The 16379-nt window shown below is 60.5% G+C and carries 19 protein-coding genes; all 19 read left to right on the top strand.

The window, feature by feature from the left end:
• Window positions 1-60 precede the first annotated feature (60 nt).
• The 19 genes from SKTS_RS11415 (at window position 61) to SKTS_RS11325 (ending at window position 16352) form a co-directional block, all read left to right on the top strand.
• On the top strand, window positions 61-654 hold the full coding sequence (locus tag SKTS_RS11415; RefSeq protein ID WP_173064835.1) for a two pore domain potassium channel family protein: 594 nt from the start codon (window positions 61-63) through the stop codon (window positions 652-654).
• A gap of 54 nt (window positions 655-708) precedes the next feature.
• Window positions 709-1443, top strand: coding sequence for an HD-GYP domain-containing protein (locus SKTS_RS11410; protein ID WP_173064832.1), 735 nt, complete (start codon window positions 709-711; stop codon window positions 1441-1443).
• A gap of 154 nt (window positions 1444-1597) precedes the next feature.
• Complete coding sequence (locus SKTS_RS11405) at window positions 1598-2002, top strand: thioredoxin family protein (RefSeq protein WP_173064829.1); 405 nt, start codon at window positions 1598-1600, stop codon at window positions 2000-2002.
• Window positions 1999-2700 carry a cytochrome c biogenesis CcdA family protein gene (locus SKTS_RS11400; protein WP_173064826.1) on the top strand — a complete coding sequence of 234 codons (702 nt, stop codon included), beginning with the start codon at window positions 1999-2001 and terminating at the stop codon, window positions 2698-2700. Before SKTS_RS11405 ends, SKTS_RS11400 begins: the two co-directional genes overlap by 4 nt.
• Before the next feature lie 129 nt (window positions 2701-2829).
• Entirely contained in the window at window positions 2830-3198 is a 369-nt protein-coding gene (locus SKTS_RS11395; protein WP_173064823.1) for a winged helix-turn-helix domain-containing protein, read from the top strand.
• A gap of 100 nt (window positions 3199-3298) precedes the next feature.
• Window positions 3299-4084 (top strand): molybdate ABC transporter substrate-binding protein, encoded by a 786-nt coding sequence (gene modA / locus SKTS_RS11390; protein ID WP_173064820.1) that lies wholly within the window; start codon window positions 3299-3301, stop codon window positions 4082-4084.
• An 11-nt stretch (window positions 4085-4095) separates the two neighbouring features.
• Window positions 4096-4767, top strand: coding sequence for a molybdate ABC transporter permease subunit (modB, locus tag SKTS_RS11385; protein ID WP_173064817.1), 672 nt, complete (start codon window positions 4096-4098; stop codon window positions 4765-4767).
• A complete protein-coding gene (locus tag SKTS_RS11380) occupies window positions 4760-5866 on the top strand; it encodes an ABC transporter ATP-binding protein (protein WP_173064814.1) in 1107 nt (368 codons plus the stop codon). Before modB ends, SKTS_RS11380 begins: the two co-directional genes overlap by 8 nt.
• 23 nt (window positions 5867-5889) lie before the next feature.
• Window positions 5890-6306 (top strand): OsmC family protein, encoded by a 417-nt coding sequence (locus SKTS_RS11375; protein ID WP_173064811.1) that lies wholly within the window; start codon window positions 5890-5892, stop codon window positions 6304-6306.
• Window positions 6307-6309: 3 nt separating this feature from the next.
• The gene (locus SKTS_RS11370) at window positions 6310-7377 is read left to right on the top strand and encodes a hypothetical protein (RefSeq protein WP_173064808.1); all 1068 of its coding nucleotides are present in this window, start codon (window positions 6310-6312) and stop codon (window positions 7375-7377) included.
• Window positions 7374-7667 carry a thioredoxin family protein gene (locus SKTS_RS11365; RefSeq protein WP_173064805.1) on the top strand — a complete coding sequence of 98 codons (294 nt, stop codon included), beginning with the start codon at window positions 7374-7376 and terminating at the stop codon, window positions 7665-7667. Before SKTS_RS11370 ends, SKTS_RS11365 begins: the two co-directional genes overlap by 4 nt.
• Window positions 7664-8386 (top strand): ATP-binding cassette domain-containing protein, encoded by a 723-nt coding sequence (locus SKTS_RS11360; protein ID WP_173064802.1) that lies wholly within the window; start codon window positions 7664-7666, stop codon window positions 8384-8386. Before SKTS_RS11365 ends, SKTS_RS11360 begins: the two co-directional genes overlap by 4 nt.
• A complete protein-coding gene (locus SKTS_RS11355) occupies window positions 8379-9314 on the top strand; it encodes a SufB/SufD family protein (protein ID WP_244617318.1) in 936 nt (311 codons plus the stop codon). The genes SKTS_RS11360 and SKTS_RS11355 overlap by 8 nt, the downstream gene beginning before the upstream one ends.
• 131 nt (window positions 9315-9445) lie before the next feature.
• Window positions 9446-9610 carry a F0F1 ATP synthase subunit beta gene (locus SKTS_RS11350; RefSeq protein ID WP_173064799.1) on the top strand — a complete coding sequence of 55 codons (165 nt, stop codon included), beginning with the start codon at window positions 9446-9448 and terminating at the stop codon, window positions 9608-9610.
• Window positions 9611-9661: 51 nt separating this feature from the next.
• A complete protein-coding gene (locus SKTS_RS11345; protein WP_244617317.1) occupies window positions 9662-10270 on the top strand; it encodes an SCO family protein in 609 nt (202 codons plus the stop codon).
• A gap of 231 nt (window positions 10271-10501) precedes the next feature.
• Window positions 10502-12076, top strand: coding sequence for a diguanylate cyclase domain-containing protein (locus SKTS_RS11340; protein ID WP_173064795.1), 1575 nt, complete (start codon window positions 10502-10504; stop codon window positions 12074-12076).
• Window positions 12077-12104: 28 nt separating this feature from the next.
• Entirely contained in the window at window positions 12105-13373 is a 1269-nt protein-coding gene (locus SKTS_RS11335; RefSeq protein WP_188200228.1) for a hypothetical protein, read from the top strand.
• A complete protein-coding gene (locus SKTS_RS11330; RefSeq protein WP_173064792.1) occupies window positions 13370-14311 on the top strand; it encodes a cation diffusion facilitator family transporter in 942 nt (313 codons plus the stop codon). Before SKTS_RS11335 ends, SKTS_RS11330 begins: the two co-directional genes overlap by 4 nt.
• The gene (locus SKTS_RS11325; protein WP_173064789.1) at window positions 14292-16352 is read left to right on the top strand and encodes a M1 family metallopeptidase; all 2061 of its coding nucleotides are present in this window, start codon (window positions 14292-14294) and stop codon (window positions 16350-16352) included. The genes SKTS_RS11330 and SKTS_RS11325 overlap by 20 nt, the downstream gene beginning before the upstream one ends.
• Window positions 16353-16379: the final 27 nt, after the last annotated feature.

The raw sequence follows: 16379 nt of genomic DNA, 5'->3' as shown, positions 1-16379 counted from the left end.
GAAACCAGCCGAAATTGCCTATTCTTCAATTACAGCAGACGTTCACCGCCTGATTGAGATATGACGAAAATAACCTCCACACCGAATTTGAACTGGGTGCCGCTGCTATTGCCGCTGCTTCTCGTCCCGCTTTTTGGGGAATGGGCTTGGCGCAACCAGTCTCCCCTGTTTTTTGCGGAGAACCGCGAGGTTTTTCTATTCGCGGACATTGTTTATATCGTTCTGGTTCGTTTGATGTTCTTGGATGTAATGCTGTTTTTGTTCAGCCGTGTGCCTCACCCATTGCATGCGACCTTGATACGTATCGTCGCGCTGTATCTGGAAATCACCGCAATCACGATCATTTATTTTGCCCTGCTTTTTTACCTGTTCGATGTCTTTCAGTTGTTCCATTTCAACGCTTCCATCGGTGCGGAAAACCTTGCGTCCATCCGTGATCACAGCTTTCTGACGGCGCTTTATATTTCCACAGTCATATTCACCACATTGGGCTCGGGCGACTGGGTGCCGCAAACCCTTAATGCCATGCTTGGCGTATCGGTGGAGGCGATCCTCGGCGTGGTTCAAAGTGGCGTTTTCATGGCGATCGTCATCTATGCGCACCAGAACAAGCTGACCCGCGTGGCGTCGGCGGAGCACGATCATGTTTCCTGAGTCGCGGAAATCGACGGTTTTCTCGCTGGCGTCTTGCCGCAAAAGCGATCGGCCATGTTGCTAGAGACGACCCTGCTGATTTCCGTCGCCAGCGGCACCGTGCCTACCGTGTTTTGGGGGCAGGAGTGGGCGCGGCGGCGCACCATGGAGCTGGAGTACAACATCCGCATCGCCCAGTCTTTGGGTCATGCGGCCACTTTGCGGGATCACGAAACGGGGGCGCACAATTTCCGGGTGACCTATCTCGCGAGCCTGTTCGGTGAGTCATGCGGACTTAACAAGAAGGAAATACGCAGTTTGATGAAAGGCGCATTTCTGCACGACGTAGGCAAAATAGGCATCCCCGACAAGATCCTCCTGAAACAGGCTGCGCTTGATCAGGACGAGTGGGCGGTGATGCGGGAGCATCCGGTGATGGGAGAAAAACTTCTCGCCGACATGCCCTGGTTTCAGGATGCCATTCCCGTCGTGCTTCACCACCACGAGCGCTACGATGGCAGCGGCTACCCCGCTGGTCTCACCGGAGAAGCCATTCCAGTCATGGCACGCATTTTCGCGGTCATCGATGTCTTCGATGCCTTGCTGGCGGCACGGTCCTACAAGACCGCATTCGCCTTGCCGCAAACGCTGGGCATCCTGGAAAAGGAAAGCGGGAGTCACTTCGATCCGGAAATCATTGAACGGTTCATGCAACTTGCGCCGAATTTGGCCGAACAGGTGGTAGAGCGCACCGAGCCGGAACTAAAGGTATTGTTGGAGGAGAGGCGCAGAGAAATTTTTGGGGTATAGCTAGCGCCACAAGGGGAGCGCTAGCTTTGCGGGCTATTTTTTAAAGCTGGGTAACTTAATACAATGGGGTTCTTTTATGGCCGATACTGCTGATGCTGTCTTACATCCTTCCATCCTCGCCCTGATGTGGCGGTCCGTCCATATCGCGGAGTTTATGAGCAAAGTAGTCAAAGTGGCGATACCCGTCGCAATGGCAGTAGCCGCCTTGACAGTCTCAAGTGCCGGCGCCGCCGAAACGACTGTTACGTCTGCAAAGACAGCCAAGCCCCGGTTGGTCGACCTCGGTGCCGGAAAATGTATCCCCTGCAAGCAGATGGCGCCCATTCTGGAAAAACTGCGGGATGAATACGCCGGCAAGTTCGAGGTCGTCTTCATCGACGTATGGAAAGCGCCTGAAGCCGCGACACCCTACCGCATCCGGGTGATCCCGACGCAGGTCTTCTATAACGCGGATGGGAAGGAATTGTTTCGCCACGAGGGTTTCTATTCCCGCGAGCAGATCCTCGGCAAATGGCGTGAACTCGATTTCGCGTTTGCCGAAGCGGGCGGGGCGCGATGATCGGGGAACTCTTCGAGGCGCTGAATAACGGCCTTTCAGGTGCACCGGTCTGGGCGCTGGCAGCGGCGGCGCTGTGGGGCGTGGCGAGCATGCTGCTCAGCCCCTGCCATCTGGCCGGCATTCCGCTCATCGTGGGGTTCATTAACGGCCAGGGGATGGCCAGTGGCAAGCGCGCCTTTGCGCTCTCCGGGCTGTTCGCCGTCGGCATCCTGGTTACCATCGCCGTAATCGGGGTGGTCACGGCATCGCTGGGACGCATTGCCGGGGATTTGGGGCCATGGGCCAATTATCTTGTCGCAGGCGTTTTCCTGCTGGTCGGCCTTTACCTGCTCGGTTTGCTGCCCTCGCCGTGGAAGAGCCCCGCCAGCGTGCCCATCGCACGCAAAGGCTTGCTGTCCGCGCTGGTGCTGGGGCTGGTGTTCGGCATCGCGCTCGGCCCTTGCACTTTCGCCTACATGGCGCCGGTGCTGGGCGTGGCCTTCAGCAGCGCCGCCACCTCGCCGTTGTTTGCCGCTTCGCTGCTGCTCGCCTACGGCGTGGGTCACTGCTCGGTCATCGTCGCCGCCGGTTCCGCCGCCGGCATGGTGCAGCGTTATCTGGACTGGAACGAGCGCAGCCGAGGCGCGTTGCGCTTTCGCCAGGGTTGCGGGGTGCTGGTGATAGGTGCAGGTGTATACTTGGCCTGGGCTGCAAACTGATCAAGACGACGATGCGCCGCTACCCAACAACCGCAGGCACTGGTGGCAGCGCTTATTCGAGTGAGTGAACAGGTCGAAACTGGAATAAGATTATCTATCTTCCTCCATATTTATACCCAAACCACAGATATGCAGCGTAAATCGACACCCAATATCGCCATTATCCGCCCACGCATCACCTTTGGCCCCAAGCTGGCCGTAGGCCCTGGCAAAATCGATTTGTTGCGTGCGGTTGCCGAAACCGGTTCCATCTCGGCGGCGGCGCGTGCGCTCGGCATACCTTACAAGCGTGCCTGGCTCCTCATCGATACGATGAATCAGGGCTTCGTTCAGCCCGTCGTGGAGCGCTCGGTCGGCGGCAAGGGTGGCGGCAGCGCCCGGCTCACGCCTCTTGGTGACGCATTGCTGCGCCACTACGATACCATCGAGAGCGCCTGTCAGGCAGCCGCGACCGACTCCATCAATTCGCTCGCTGCTTTACTGCTGTGCAAGGACTGAATTATTCATGCTCCGTTTGCCCCGTTTGCTTGACGCTCCCGGCCTTTATTGTTATTGACGCTATGTCAATATTGACATAGCGATACAAGGAGCAATGATCATGAGCTTTTTTAAACGAATGCAGTTCTGGTTGCTGGGGCTAGCGCTGCTGGCTTCTAGTGCAGTTCCTGCCTGGGCGGACAGCCCGGTGGTTGCGGGTGCCGCCGATCTCAAGTTCGCGCTGGAGGAAATCGCCGCCAGATTCAGGGATGACGGGAAGGGCGAGGTGAAACTGGTGTTCGGTTCCTCCGGCAACTTCTATCGCCAGATCGAGCAAAACGCGCCATTCCAGATGTTCCTCTCGGCGGACGAGGGGTTCGTATTCAAACTGGCAGATGCAGGCAAAACAATGGATCGTGGAGAGCTTTATGCCGTCGGGCGCATCGGCATCATCGTTCCCCACGGCTCACCATTGAAAGCGGACGGAGAATTCAAAGACCTTGCCACCGCGCTTACCGACGGGCGGCTCAAGAAATTCGCCATCGCCAACCCGGAACACGCCCCCTATGGCAAGCGCGCCGAGGAAGCGCTGAAGCACGCCGAACTGTGGGAGCGGATCAAGGACAAGCTGGTGCTGGGCGAAAACGTCTCACAGACTGCGCAGTTCGCCACTTCCGGTAGCACGCAAGGGGGGATCATCGCCTATTCGCTGGCCAAGGCGCCCGCCGTCGCTAAGCTGGGCGATTTCGCGCTGATCCCGGATACCTGGCACGAGCCGCTCAAACAGCGCATGGTGCTGCTCAAGGGCGCAGGCGAGACCACGCAGACCTTTTATCGCTACATGCAGCAACCGGCGGCGCGCGCCATCATGAAGAAATACGGCTTCTTGCTGCCGGGCGAATTGTGAGGTAGTACGACATGGATTGGCTTGCTCTCGAACTCTCGCTCAAGCTGGCCTTGGGCACCATGCTGGTCTTGCTGCCCTTCGGCATCTGGGCAGGGCGCAAGCTGGCATGGCATCAATTTCGCGGCAAGGTGCTGGCGGAAGCGTTGCTGGCCTTGCCGCTGGTGCTGCCGCCGACAGTGCTGGGGTTCTATTTGCTGGTGGCGATGGGGGGGAATTCCCCGCTTGGCAGATGGTATGAATCCCTGTCCGGCCACCAGTTGACGTTTTCCTTTGCCGGATTACTGGTCGCCTCCGTCATCTTCAACCTGCCTTTTGCCATTCAGCCGATGCAGCGCGCTTTCGAAGCGATTGCGCCGGAAGTGCGCGAAGCGGCGCGCTGTTGCGGCATGTCGCGGCTCCGCCAGCTCACCCGCATCGAACTGCCGCTCGCCTGGCCGGGCATCGTTTCCGCGCTGGTGCTCACCTTTGCCCACACATTGGGCGAATTCGGCGTGGTGTTGATGGTGGGTGGCAGCATTCCCGGCGAAACACGCACCATCGCCATTTCCATCTATGACCGAGTGCAGGCTTTCGATACGGCGGCGGCCGGGTTGATGTCGGCGGCATTGCTGATCATTTCGCTCGCCGCCATCGGCTTGTCCTACTTTGCCACCAATTGGGTCAAGGAAGTGCGCCATGACTGAGATGTCGGAACTCAACGCCAGACTGAGCCAAACCGCGCCGATTCCGCTCGATGCGGAATTGAGCTGCGCCCCCGGCGAAGTGCTGGCGCTGGTTGGGCCTTCCGGCAGCGGCAAATCCACCCTGCTGCGCGCCATCGCCGGGCTTTACACCCCCCATCAAGGCCGCATCGAATGTGGCGGGGAGGTCTGGCTAGACACTGCTGCCGGCGTCAACCTCCCCACCGCCCGGCGACGCATCGGCATGGTGTTCCAGAACTACGCCCTATTTCCGCACCTCACCGTGCTGGAAAACGTGCTGGAGGGCATGGACGATCCGGGAAGTCAAAATTCGCATGAACGAGCGCGGGGATTGCTGGGCAAGGTGCATCTTGACGGGCTGGAATCGCGCCGTCCGCGCCAGCTTTCCGGCGGTCAGCAACAGCGCGTCGCGGTGGCTCGCGCTTTGGCGCGCGACCCACACGTATTGCTGCTCGACGAACCTTTCTCTGCCGTGGATCGCGCCACTCGCGAGAAGCTCTACGACGAGCTCGCCGAATTGCGCCGGGAGTTGAACATGCCGGTGGTGCTCGTCACCCACGATCTGGACGAGGCCGTCATGCTGGCCGACCGCATGACCATCCTGATGCATGGAAACTCGCTACAATCCGGGTCGCCACTGGACGTCATGCACCGTCCCGCTACACGGGAATCCGCCAGGCTGGTGGGCGTCAAGAACCTGTTCGACGGCGAGGTGCTGTCCCATTGCCCACAGGAGGGATGCACCGTGTTGCGCTGGAATGGGCGAGAGATCAAAGTGCGATTGCAAGAAACATTTCCGCCCGGCGCGCGGGTGGCCTGGTCGTTACCCGATGCCGGCGTGCTGTTGATGCCGCGCGATCATGCGCCTGAAGGCGGCATGGACAATCCCGTCGAGGTTGTCATCTCCAGACTGGTGATGCTGGGGGATCGCGTCCGGGTCATAATGAACGTGGTGGGTGCAAAGGACGATCTGCTGAAAATGGTCGTGCCCCGGCATATCGCCGAGCGATATGCACTCGCGGAAAGGCAACCGCTCACGCTGCGTTTGCGCGGTGAGCACATTCACCTCATGTCGTCGTAGCCCTGTTAATAAGGATTCCTGCCATGAGCAACCCTAAAATGATTTTCCATGTGGAAACGCTGCGTGTCGACGCGCACGGCAGCCTCTCCCGTTGCAAGGCGGCGGAAATCCCGCTGGATACCGATCTGGCCGGTAACCCGAACGCTTTCAATCCGGCGGAACTGCTGCTGGCAGCGCTATCCGCCTGCATCATCAAAGGCATCGAACGGGTGACGCCGATACTGAAATTCGATCTGCGCGGCGTGGAGGTGCGCGTCGACGGCGTGCGCCAGGACGTGCCGCCGAAGATGGAATCCATCAGCTACGAGATCATCGTCGATAGCGACGAGCCGGAGCGCCGTCTGGAACTCCTGCATGAAAATGTGAAGAAATACGGCACCGTGTTCAACACCGTGGCGCCGGGCACGCAACTTTCGGGTGTTTTGCGGCGCAAGGACTGAAACATGACATTTGCTTTCAAGTCCGTGCTTGCGCTGGCCGCTATGTTCCTGATGTCCGGTTGCCAGACGCTGGGCTCCGGAAGCGTGCCGCGCGACCGTATGGGCTACGCTACGGCCATCGGCGACTCATGGAAGGAGCAGATGCTGCTCAACATCGTGAAGCTGCGTTATCTGGATACGCCCGTATATCTTGATGTGACATCTGTCATCAATTCCTATTCGCTGGAAAGCAATATCGGCCTGGCGGCGAACGTCTTTCCGCGCGCTACGGATGGCAACAACCTCGGCCTGACTGCGGGAGGTCGCTACAGCGAGTCGCCGACCATCTCCTATACCCCGCTCACTGGCGACCGGCTGGTCAAGAGCATGTTGCGGCCGATTCCGCCCGAAACCGTGTTTGCGACCATAGGGGGTGGGGGCAGGGCAGACTTCATTCTGCGTGCTGTGGTTCAGGCTATCAATGGTATTTACAATGTCTCTACTGCCCCCTCGCGAGCCCGCAGGAACGACCCAAAATTCATCCGCGTCGCCGAGGCCCTGCGCCGGATCGAGGAGGCAGGAGCGCTAGGCGTCCGCATCGAGACGCATGGCGATAACACCGTGTCCTTCGTCCTGTTCCGGCGCGCGGTAGACGACGACACGGATGCCGACATTGCGCTGGTGAAGGAGTTGCTTGGTCTGGACCCGAATCTTGATACCTACCGCCTGGTCTTCGGCGCGGCGCGCAGCCATCCGGATGAAATCGCCGTGCTCACGCGCTCCATGCAGGGGGTGATGGGGGAGCTGGCTGGTGGCGTCGAGGTGCCCCAGCAGGACATGCGGGAGGGGCGTGCCACTTCTCGTTTATCAGCCGATGGCGGTGCGGGTGCCGAGCCGTTGATGCATATTTCGTCTGGCAGTGAGCGGCCCGCCGATGCCTATGCGGCGGTGAGTTACCGCAAGCGCTGGTTCTGGATCGACGACCGCGACCTGAATTCCAAGCGTACTTTCCGCTTCCTGATGATGTTCGCCTCTCTGGCCGAAACCGGCGGCCTGCCGCAGGCGCCCATTCTGACGATTCCCGCGCGATGACTACCTGCCGCCTGCCGCCCCCGGGTGCTCCACGCCTTGCCCTGACCTTGGCAGGCAGCGGCGAGCCCCTGCTGCGCCTGGAAAAGCGCCTGTCGTGCGCCGCCGCCGGGCTGGGGCTGGCGCTAGATGTGGAGATTCGCAAGGATGTCGAGGCCATGGGCATTCCCTTCGAACAAACCCCGGCGGTGCTGGTGGACGGGCAACTCATGTTATCCGGCCTGCCGCGCACCGAGGAGATCGAGGTTTGGTTGCGGGCCAGGATCGCTGCATTTGGCAAGGATCCGGCATGAACGATACACCACTTCTGGCATTGCGCCATGTCTCCCTGCGCCTGGATGGGCGGCCAGTGTTGCGGGATGTGGGGTTGACTCTGTTCCCCAACGAAATCCACGTTCTGCTGGGTGCCAACGGCTCGGGCAAGAGCAGCCTGGCCTACCTTGTCATGGGCTGCGGGGGTTACAGGCCGGAAAACGGCGAGTTGCTGTTCGGCGGATTATCCATCGCCGAACTGCCCATCCACGAGCGGGCGCGGCTGGGGATCAGCCTGGCCTGGCAGGAGCCGGCCCGCTTCGAGGGGCTGACGGTGATGGAATATCTTTCGCTGGGCAGTCCCAGGAGAAGCGCGGCAGAGTGTCTCGACCGCGTCGGGCTGCCGCATCTGGAATATCTTGCCCGCATGGTGGACAAGACCCTGAGCGGCGGTGAAAGGAAACGCATCGAGCTGGCCGCACTGCTCGCGCTGGGGCCGAAGCTGGTGATACTGGATGAACCCACCGCGGGAGTGGACATGCTCTCGTTGGGGGAAATAATTTCCGTGGTCGAATCCTTCCGGGAAACCGGTTCGACGGTGCTGCTCATCACTCACCAGGAAGAGCTGGCTGCGCACGCCGACCGCGCCTCCCAGTTGTGCGGCGGCCGCATCGTGTTCAGCGGACCGCCCGAAGAGGTGGTGGCCCATTACAAGGCGCGCCTGTGCCGGCGCTGTGACGGGGAGACCTGCCATGGCTGATTTGGAACAGTTGTATCAGGCCCTGGGGATGATCGGGGAAGACCCGGGTCAGATACTGTCCGGCGACAGCGCGCATATAGTGGCCTATGGACACCAGCTTGTCAGCCAGCAGTCCATCCCCGGGGTGTCGATCACCGCCCAGGTGACGGACAAAGGAATCAGGGCCAAGATCACCATCGACGAAGGAAGTCAGGTTGGCCGGCCGATACACCTGTGCTTCGGACTGTTCAAACGCTTCGGCGTGCAGAACGTGGCGCTGGAGCTGGTCATGGGGGCGAATGCGAAAGCCACGCTGTGGTCGCACTGCCTGTTTTCGGTACCCGATGTGGCGCGCCACGCCATGGAAGCCGTCATCCGGGTCGGGCAGGGCGCCGAGCTGCGCTATCAGGAAGCCCACTACCACGGCGCTTCGGGCGGAATGGAAGTCGTGCCCCGCGCACGGGTTACGCTGGAACGGGGGGCGCGACTGTTCTCCGACTTCTCCCTGGTTACCGGCCTGGTCGGTAAGCTGGACGTGGATTTCGACGTGAATGTCGGCGAAGACGCCGTGGCCGAACTCACCAGCAAGGTGTTCGGCCACGGAACGGACAAGATCAGGCTGAAGGAACGGCTGGTACTTGCCGGTCGCAACGCACGCGGCCTGATCAAGTCGCGCGTAGCGGTGGAGGACGATGCCAGCGCGGAAGTGATCGGCATCACTGAGGGCAACGCCGCCGGGGCGCGCGGGCACGTGGACTGCACCGAAATCATCAAGGACCGGGGCGTGGTGAGTGCCAGCCCAATCGTCAAGGTGACCCACCCCGAAGCCAAGGTGACCCACGAGGCCGCCATCGGCAGCGTCGACCGCCAGCAGATGGAAACCCTGATGGCGCGGGGGCTTACGCCGGAAGAAGCGGTGTACCGCATCGTCGGTGGCCTGCTGCGTTGAGTAACGGAAAGTGGATATGATCGAATACCACATCATTGGAACGGCAGAACATACTGCCATTGGCCGCGTGGTCGAAGTGCATGGCCCGGTGGTGGACATCGCTTGTAAGATATTGCGCCCGGGCGCTTACAGTGGAAATCGACGGCGGCAGCGCGATGCTGGAAGTGCTGCGCCATCTTGATCCCCACCAGGTGCGCACCATCGCTCTTTCCCGCACATCGGGGGTGAGGTGCGGCACACCGGTGTTCGACAGTGGCGCGCCACTGCGGGTGCCGGTAAATGAAAGAGGTGCGTAAGACAGAAATGATCATCCAAAACACGTCTGAATTTTCGTGGGAACCCCCCCGGTGAGAAGACGCACTGTTCTTGCGCTCGCATTTCTCCTTGTTGCACTTGCCTACGCTGCTTCATCCTCGTTCCCCCAAGGTGGCATGGACGATGCTCGCTACCAGCTTATGGATGCGCATGGTCGAATGGTTTCCAGCCGGGATTTTGCGGGCCGTTTTCAACTTATCGCTTTTGGCTACACGTATTGTCCGGATATATGCCCGACTACCCTGGCGGAAATGTCACGTGTCATGGCTTTGCTGGGTGCGCAGTCCGATTATCTGCAACCGCTGTTTATCACGGTGGATCCGGAGCGGGACACGCCAGAGGTGCTGGGGCGCAACACTGTTTTCTTTCATTCGCGCATTATCGGACTCACAGGCTCGCCCGAACAGGTGCGTGGCGTTGCTGATCGCTTCAAGGTGCGTTATGAAAAACATTGGGCAACTGGCGCGGCGCAAGACAAATATACGGTGGACCATTCGGCCGGCATGTATTTACTGGGGCCGGATGGCCGTTTTGTAGGGAAATTCGCCTATGCCACCCCGCCAGATAAAATTGCCGAAAAGATTGGTGTGCTGATCGAACAAGCCCATTTGCCGCCTGCATTAAAACCGGTCGCAGAATGACCTTGGCGAGAGGAGGCGGTATATAATTCAACGTCATTTCAAGTTTTTATGGGTTGTCCTCATGCCTAGCCATTCTCCGTCACCCCCTCTTTCTTGCGGAATCGATACTCACATCTGCACCTGGTTGCGCAAACCACAGGCATGGATAGTGATGTGGGCCATATATGCACTTGGTGTGCTGGCGTATTTTGCGCGTGAAGATGCGCTGGCCGGCCTGATGTGCATCGCGTCATGATTATCCTGTCACGCATTCTCGCCACCGAAGCCGGTTTCGATGCGCTGCTGCTCCCTTACCGGGAACGCGCCGATCGCATCATGGTGGGCATGAATGTTTTCCTGCTCATCGTCTGCCTGCTCATCGCTCCTTATCGCAACACTTATGCGGCTGCCTTACTGATTGGTTTGCCCACGCTGGCGCTGGCGTTCGGACTGATGCGCAGCCAACCAGGCGCACTGATTACCCGCCTGTACATGGGCTGTGCTTTCATGGCCTACACCGGGCTCATCATTCACCAGACCGGTGGCGACATCGAGGCGCACTTTTCTGCATTTGGTTTGATAGGCATTCTGCTGTATTACCGCGACTGGCGCACCATTGCCGCCGCCACGGTGTTTATTTATCTGCACCATCTGGTGCTGGGCTATGTGCAGACACTGGGCGTGCCGGTTTACGTGTTTGACGAGCCGCGCTTCTGGACGCTGTTTGGGCTGCATGTGGCCTATTTCCTGCCGTTTGTCGGGATGATGGGGTATCTCGCCATCTGGCTGCGCCGCGAGGGCTATGAAAGCTGTCAGGTGATCGACCTGGCCGAGCAGATCATGCAGGGCAACCTGATGGAAAACCCCATTCCCGAAGGGAAATTGCGCGAGATGCCGCTGATCGCCGCCGTGCTTTCAATGAAGAACCGGCTGCTCGACCTGCTGCGCGTGATGCCGGTACCAGCCGCCGTGATCCGCATCGACAACCAGATGATCGTCAGCGTCAATGAAGCCTGGCAAAGGATGTTCGGTTCACGGGCGCGTTATGGCTTGCGTTTCAGCGACTGCGAAATCTGGAGCGAACCTCATGTCTGGCACGATTTGATGGTGCGTTTGCAGCATGCCAGCGACAAGCTTCTCGACAAGGTGGAAGTGGCGCTGAGCGACAAGGATGGTTTGCCTATTCTGTGCGAGTTGTCGCTGATTTTGCACGAAGACGCGCAACCCGTGATGGCGATCCTGACCGTGGAAGACATCACCCAGCGCCGCCGTACCGAGCAGATCATGCAGAATCTGGCGTATCGCGACATGCTCACGGAACTGCCCAACCGCGTCAGCCTCCATGATGGCCTGGAGTGTGCGTTCAAGGCCTGGCATGAGAAGGCGCAGCCATTCGGCCTCATCATGCTGGATCTGGATGGATTCAAGCCGGTCAACGATACTTATGGACATGATGCTGGTGACGAGGTGCTGCAAATTGTCGGTAAGCGTCTCATGCAGATTAATCGCGGCAATGACATGGCGGCGCGGCTGGGTGGCGACGAATTTGTCGTTCTGCTTAACGGGTGTGTGGACGTTGCGGCTGCAACGGCAGCCGCGCAACGTGCCATTGATGCGATTTCACAACCGCTCTACCTGCGTGGCGTGGCGGGCGAAGTCAAGATCGGCGCTAGTGCCGGCGTGACCCACAGCAGCCTGGACGCCCCCTCGATCGAAGGCGTGTTCAAGCAGGCGGATGAAGCGCTGTACATTTCAAAATCCAATGGCAAGAATCGGGTCAGTGTGTTTGGTGCAGGGCAGAATGTTGATATGGATGCCCATTCTTAAGCCGTTTTCGCGCCAGGAATTCAGTGACATGAAAACATCCCTCGCCCGAGTGCTCTTTGCAGTTGCCATGTTGTTCTGGTTGCTGCCATTAGCAGCCCAATCCGACGAGCTCTGGGTCAAACCCGGCCCGGATGGCCGCATGCATGTGCAGCTTTATTTCTTCTGGTCGGCTACCTGTCCTCACTGCCTGGAAGCGCGACCCTTCATCGAGGCCATGCCCGCATCCCGCCCTTGGCTGACGCTGCATTCCCTGGAGCTGACGCGCCATCCCGAACATACCCGCCAGTACGAAAAAATGGCGGCGCAACTCGGGCAGGAAGCGGCTTCGGTTCCGGCTTTGCTGTTCTGCGGCGAGATGCATGTCGGCTGGCACAACGCTGAAACCACCGGCGCCGAAATGTTGAGGCGCCTGGATGCTTGTCATGCTGGCGCGCTCGCCGGCAATGCGGCGCCCACTTCAAACCTTGTAGCAGAAAAACTTTCCGTTCCCATTCTGGGCGAGGTGAACCTGCAACACTTCTCCTTGCCCTTGCTGACTATCGCCATTGCCGGGCTGGATGCCTTCAACCCCTGTGCCTTCTTCGTTCTGCTGTTCCTGCTTTCCCTGCTGGTGCACCAGAAGAGCAAGAAGCGCATGCTCGCCATCGGCGGCATCTTCGTGCTGTTCTCCGGGTTGATGTATTTCGCCTTCATGGCGGCCTGGCTGAGCCTGTTCCAGTTGCTCGGCAACCTTGCCTGGGTGACGCTGGCGGCAGGCGTCCTGGCGGTGTTTGTCGGTGCCGTCAACATCAAGGATTTTTTCGCTTTTGAAAAGGGGTTGAGCCTGTCCATTCCCGAATCGCGCAAGCCCGACATCTACCGCCGCGCCCGCGCTATCATCAGTGCCGATAATCTCCCGGCGATGGTGATAGCAACCATATTTCTGGCGATTGCCGCCAACTTCTACGAGCTGTTGTGCACGGCCGGTTTTCCCATGGTCTATACCCGCCTGCTTACCCTGAGCGGCGTGTCTCCTGCCGGGCGCTACATTTATCTGGGCCTGTACAACCTGATCTACGTGATCCCGCTGGTGCTCATTGTGCTGGCTTTCGTGCGCAGCATGGGCGCACGCAAGCTGACAGAGCGGGAGGGCAGGCTGCTCAAGCTGCTCTCCGGTGCCATGATGCTGGAGCTAGGGGTTCTGCTGCTGGCCGCGCCGGAACGCTTGAATAACCTGCCAGTGGCGTTCGGTTTGCTGGGCGTGGCCGTAGCGCTTACCTGGATTGCCGCTCAACTCACCAAAGGGAAAAATGCATGAGCGCATCGCATCATCACGATCATGACCACGCCAACGGCGCAACAACAGGCCGGGTGCTATGGTTTGCCGTGGCGCTGACTCTGGGCTATGCGGGGGTGGAGGCGGGGGTCGGCTGGTGGGCGGGTTCGCTGGCGCTGGTGGCCGATGCGGGGCACATGGTCAACGATGCCGGGGCGCTGGTGATTGCCGCCGTGGCAGGCTGGATCGCTCGGCGCCCTGCCTCGCGTCTGCATAGCTACGGCCTGGGGCGGGCGGAATTTATCGCCGCTTTGGTCAACAGCCTGGGCTTGCTGGCGCTGGTGGTGTGGCTTTCCGTCTCCGCCGTTACTCGCCTGCAAGCGCCGCAACCAGTGCAGGGCGAGGCGGTTTCGCTCACCGCCGCGCTGGGGCTGGCGATCAACATCGGGGTGGCATGGCTGCTCTCGCGCGGGGCGCAGAATCTCAATACGCGCGCCGCCATGCTGCATGTCATCGGCGATCTGCTGGGATCGGTGGCAGCGCTGATCGCCGGGGTGGTGATTACCTTCACCGGCTGGACGCCTATCGACCCCTTGCTGTCGCTTGCAATCGGCGCGCTGATCCTGGTTTCCAGCCTGCGCCTCCTGCGCCAGGCGCTGCATGGACTGATGGAAGGCGTGCCGCTGCATCTCTCGCTGGAGGAAATCGGGCTGGCGCTGGCCGGTGTGCCCGGCGTGAAGTCGGTGCATGACCTGCATGTATGGAGCGTGGCTTCGGATGAAATCATGATCTCTGCCCACATGGTGGTGATAGACATGCGCCAGTGGCAGACTATCCTGGAAAGCAGTCGGACGCTCTTGCATGACCGCTTCGACATCGGGCACGTCACCCTGCAGCCGGAGCCCGACATTCACGTCCTACAGTTGCGGCTTGTTCCGAAACCGGCCGGGGATGAGCCGCATGGGCACGACCATGCCTGAACCCGGCGCCCCGTCGATCGTGCTGCGCCGCCTGCTGGTACTGTTGTGCCTGCTTGTCGCGCCGGCTGTGAGTGCGGCCAGCGCGGAATACCGTCTTGCCGTGGCCTTCGATCTGCCGGGCGGCCGGGTGCTGGGTGAGGCGGAAATCATGCCTGTGCGCCCGGCCAGGATGACGATTCCGCGCGGGGATCTCGTCTGGAAGGCGGTCGAGGTGGACGGCAAAGCGATTTCTCTTCCGCAGGCCGATCAGGGAACGCTTAACCTGTCCGTGCACCGCCGCGTGCGGATCCGTTACGAAGCCACCTTTCCGCTGGAAGGGGCGGAACAGATTTCGCCAAGCGGCATTGTCCTTTCTGGCGAGTGGTACCCGGTCGTACCGGGAACATTCCGCTATCGCCTCACGGCGCAGCTTCCCGCCGGCTGGGAGGCGGTGTCGGAGGCGGATCGCATCCGCCGCCGCGTGCTGGCGGGCGGAATGGAATTCCGCTTCGATTTTCCGCACCGGCTGCCCCATGCGGAGGGCATCAGCCTGGTGGCATCCGACCGTTTCGTGGTCAAGCGTGGCAGATACCGTGACATCGACCTGTATGCCTATTTTCTGCCCGAGGACGCCGCTCATGCCGAGCGTTTCCTCGCCAAGGCCGCCGAATACCTGCAACGCTTCGAGCGCCTGTTGGGGCCTTATCCCTACCGGCGTTTCTCAATGGTGGAGCACGCGCCAGCCGGGGCGCATTCCCTGGCCGGCTACATCGTGCTCGGGCGCGACGAAATCCGCGCCGAACGCTGGGAAGATACCGCCCTCGACCACGAAATCGCCCACCAGTGGTTCGGCAACAGCGTGTTCACCGACTACAGCAGTGGCAACTGGAACGAGGGGCTGGCGCTCTACGTTGCCGATTACCTTTCCGCGGAAGCAGCGGGCGAGGGCTGGAAATGCCGCCGGCGCATGCTCGCCGGGTATGGCAACAACATCTCGCGCGGCAAGGCATACCCGCTGGCGAAGTTTGAGGAGAAGGGAGACCGTGCCTCCAAGTTTATCGGCTATGCCAAGGCGGGAATGGTGTTTCACATGCTGCGGCGAGAACTGGGGGATGCGCGCTTTTTTGCGGGGCTGAAACGTTTCGTGGCCGAAAACCGCTTCCGCGTTGCTTCCTGGAAAGAAGTGGAGCGCGCTTTCGCGCCGCAAGACGACCCCTCCCTCGCGCCATTCTTTGCACAGTGGCTGCAGCGCGCCGATATGCCAATGCTGACACTGTCCGGTGTGCGTGCCGTCGCTGTGGCGGAAGGTTTCGAGCTTGAATTCACGCTCGGGCAGTCCACCCCGCCTTATCGCCTGAACGTGCCGATCAACATCCGTTTCGCCGATGGTTCCTCGGCGCGGCAAACGATACGGCTCGGCAAGGCCGCACTCACCGTGCGCAAGCCCTTTGCCGTTCGACCGGTCGAAGTCGTCGTGGACGAGGGCTTCGACCTTTTTCGTACCCTGGCCGAGGCGGAATATCCACCTACCATCGAGCGCCTGCTCACCCGCGAGACAATCGGCATCGTCGCCGACGCGCAAGGTACGGGTCTCTATGCGCCGCTGGTGGAATCGCTCGCCGGACTGCAAGGTCGGGTGATGAAAAGGCAGATTGGCGACACGGCATCCCGCTTTGCCGGACCCGAATTTTTCGGCGGACGGGGACGGCAACAACCCGCGCACCGCCCATGGCAGGCGCTGAACCCAGCCGCCATGGCCGACGAATCTGCCGCCCGGCCGGATGCCATCATCGTGCTCGGAAATGACAATCCGGCTGCAGCCCGGCTGTTTCCGGAGAATGTCTCGCCTCAAGCGGATTTCGTCGTCCATGTCGCTTCCCACCCACACGATCCGCGCCGGCTCGTCGCGCTCGTCCATGCGGACTCAGAGGAAGCGGTGCGGGCTGCGGTGCAGGCCTTGCCGAACCTGTGGTGCCTGACCGTCGTGGCGATGAAGTCGGGCAGGGCGATCGTGCGCGAAGAGGCCGACGTGCCGCGTGGCCTTCGGGCAAAAGTGCTATAGTTTAAAGGCGCCGTGAGCCGCTTAGGG

The organism is Sulfurimicrobium lacus, from assembly GCF_011764585.1.
Lineage (GTDB): Bacteria > Pseudomonadota > Gammaproteobacteria > Burkholderiales > Sulfuricellaceae > Sulfurimicrobium > Sulfurimicrobium lacus.
Note: the sequence above shows the minus strand (reverse complement) of the source record. Positions and strands in the feature narration are given on the sequence as shown.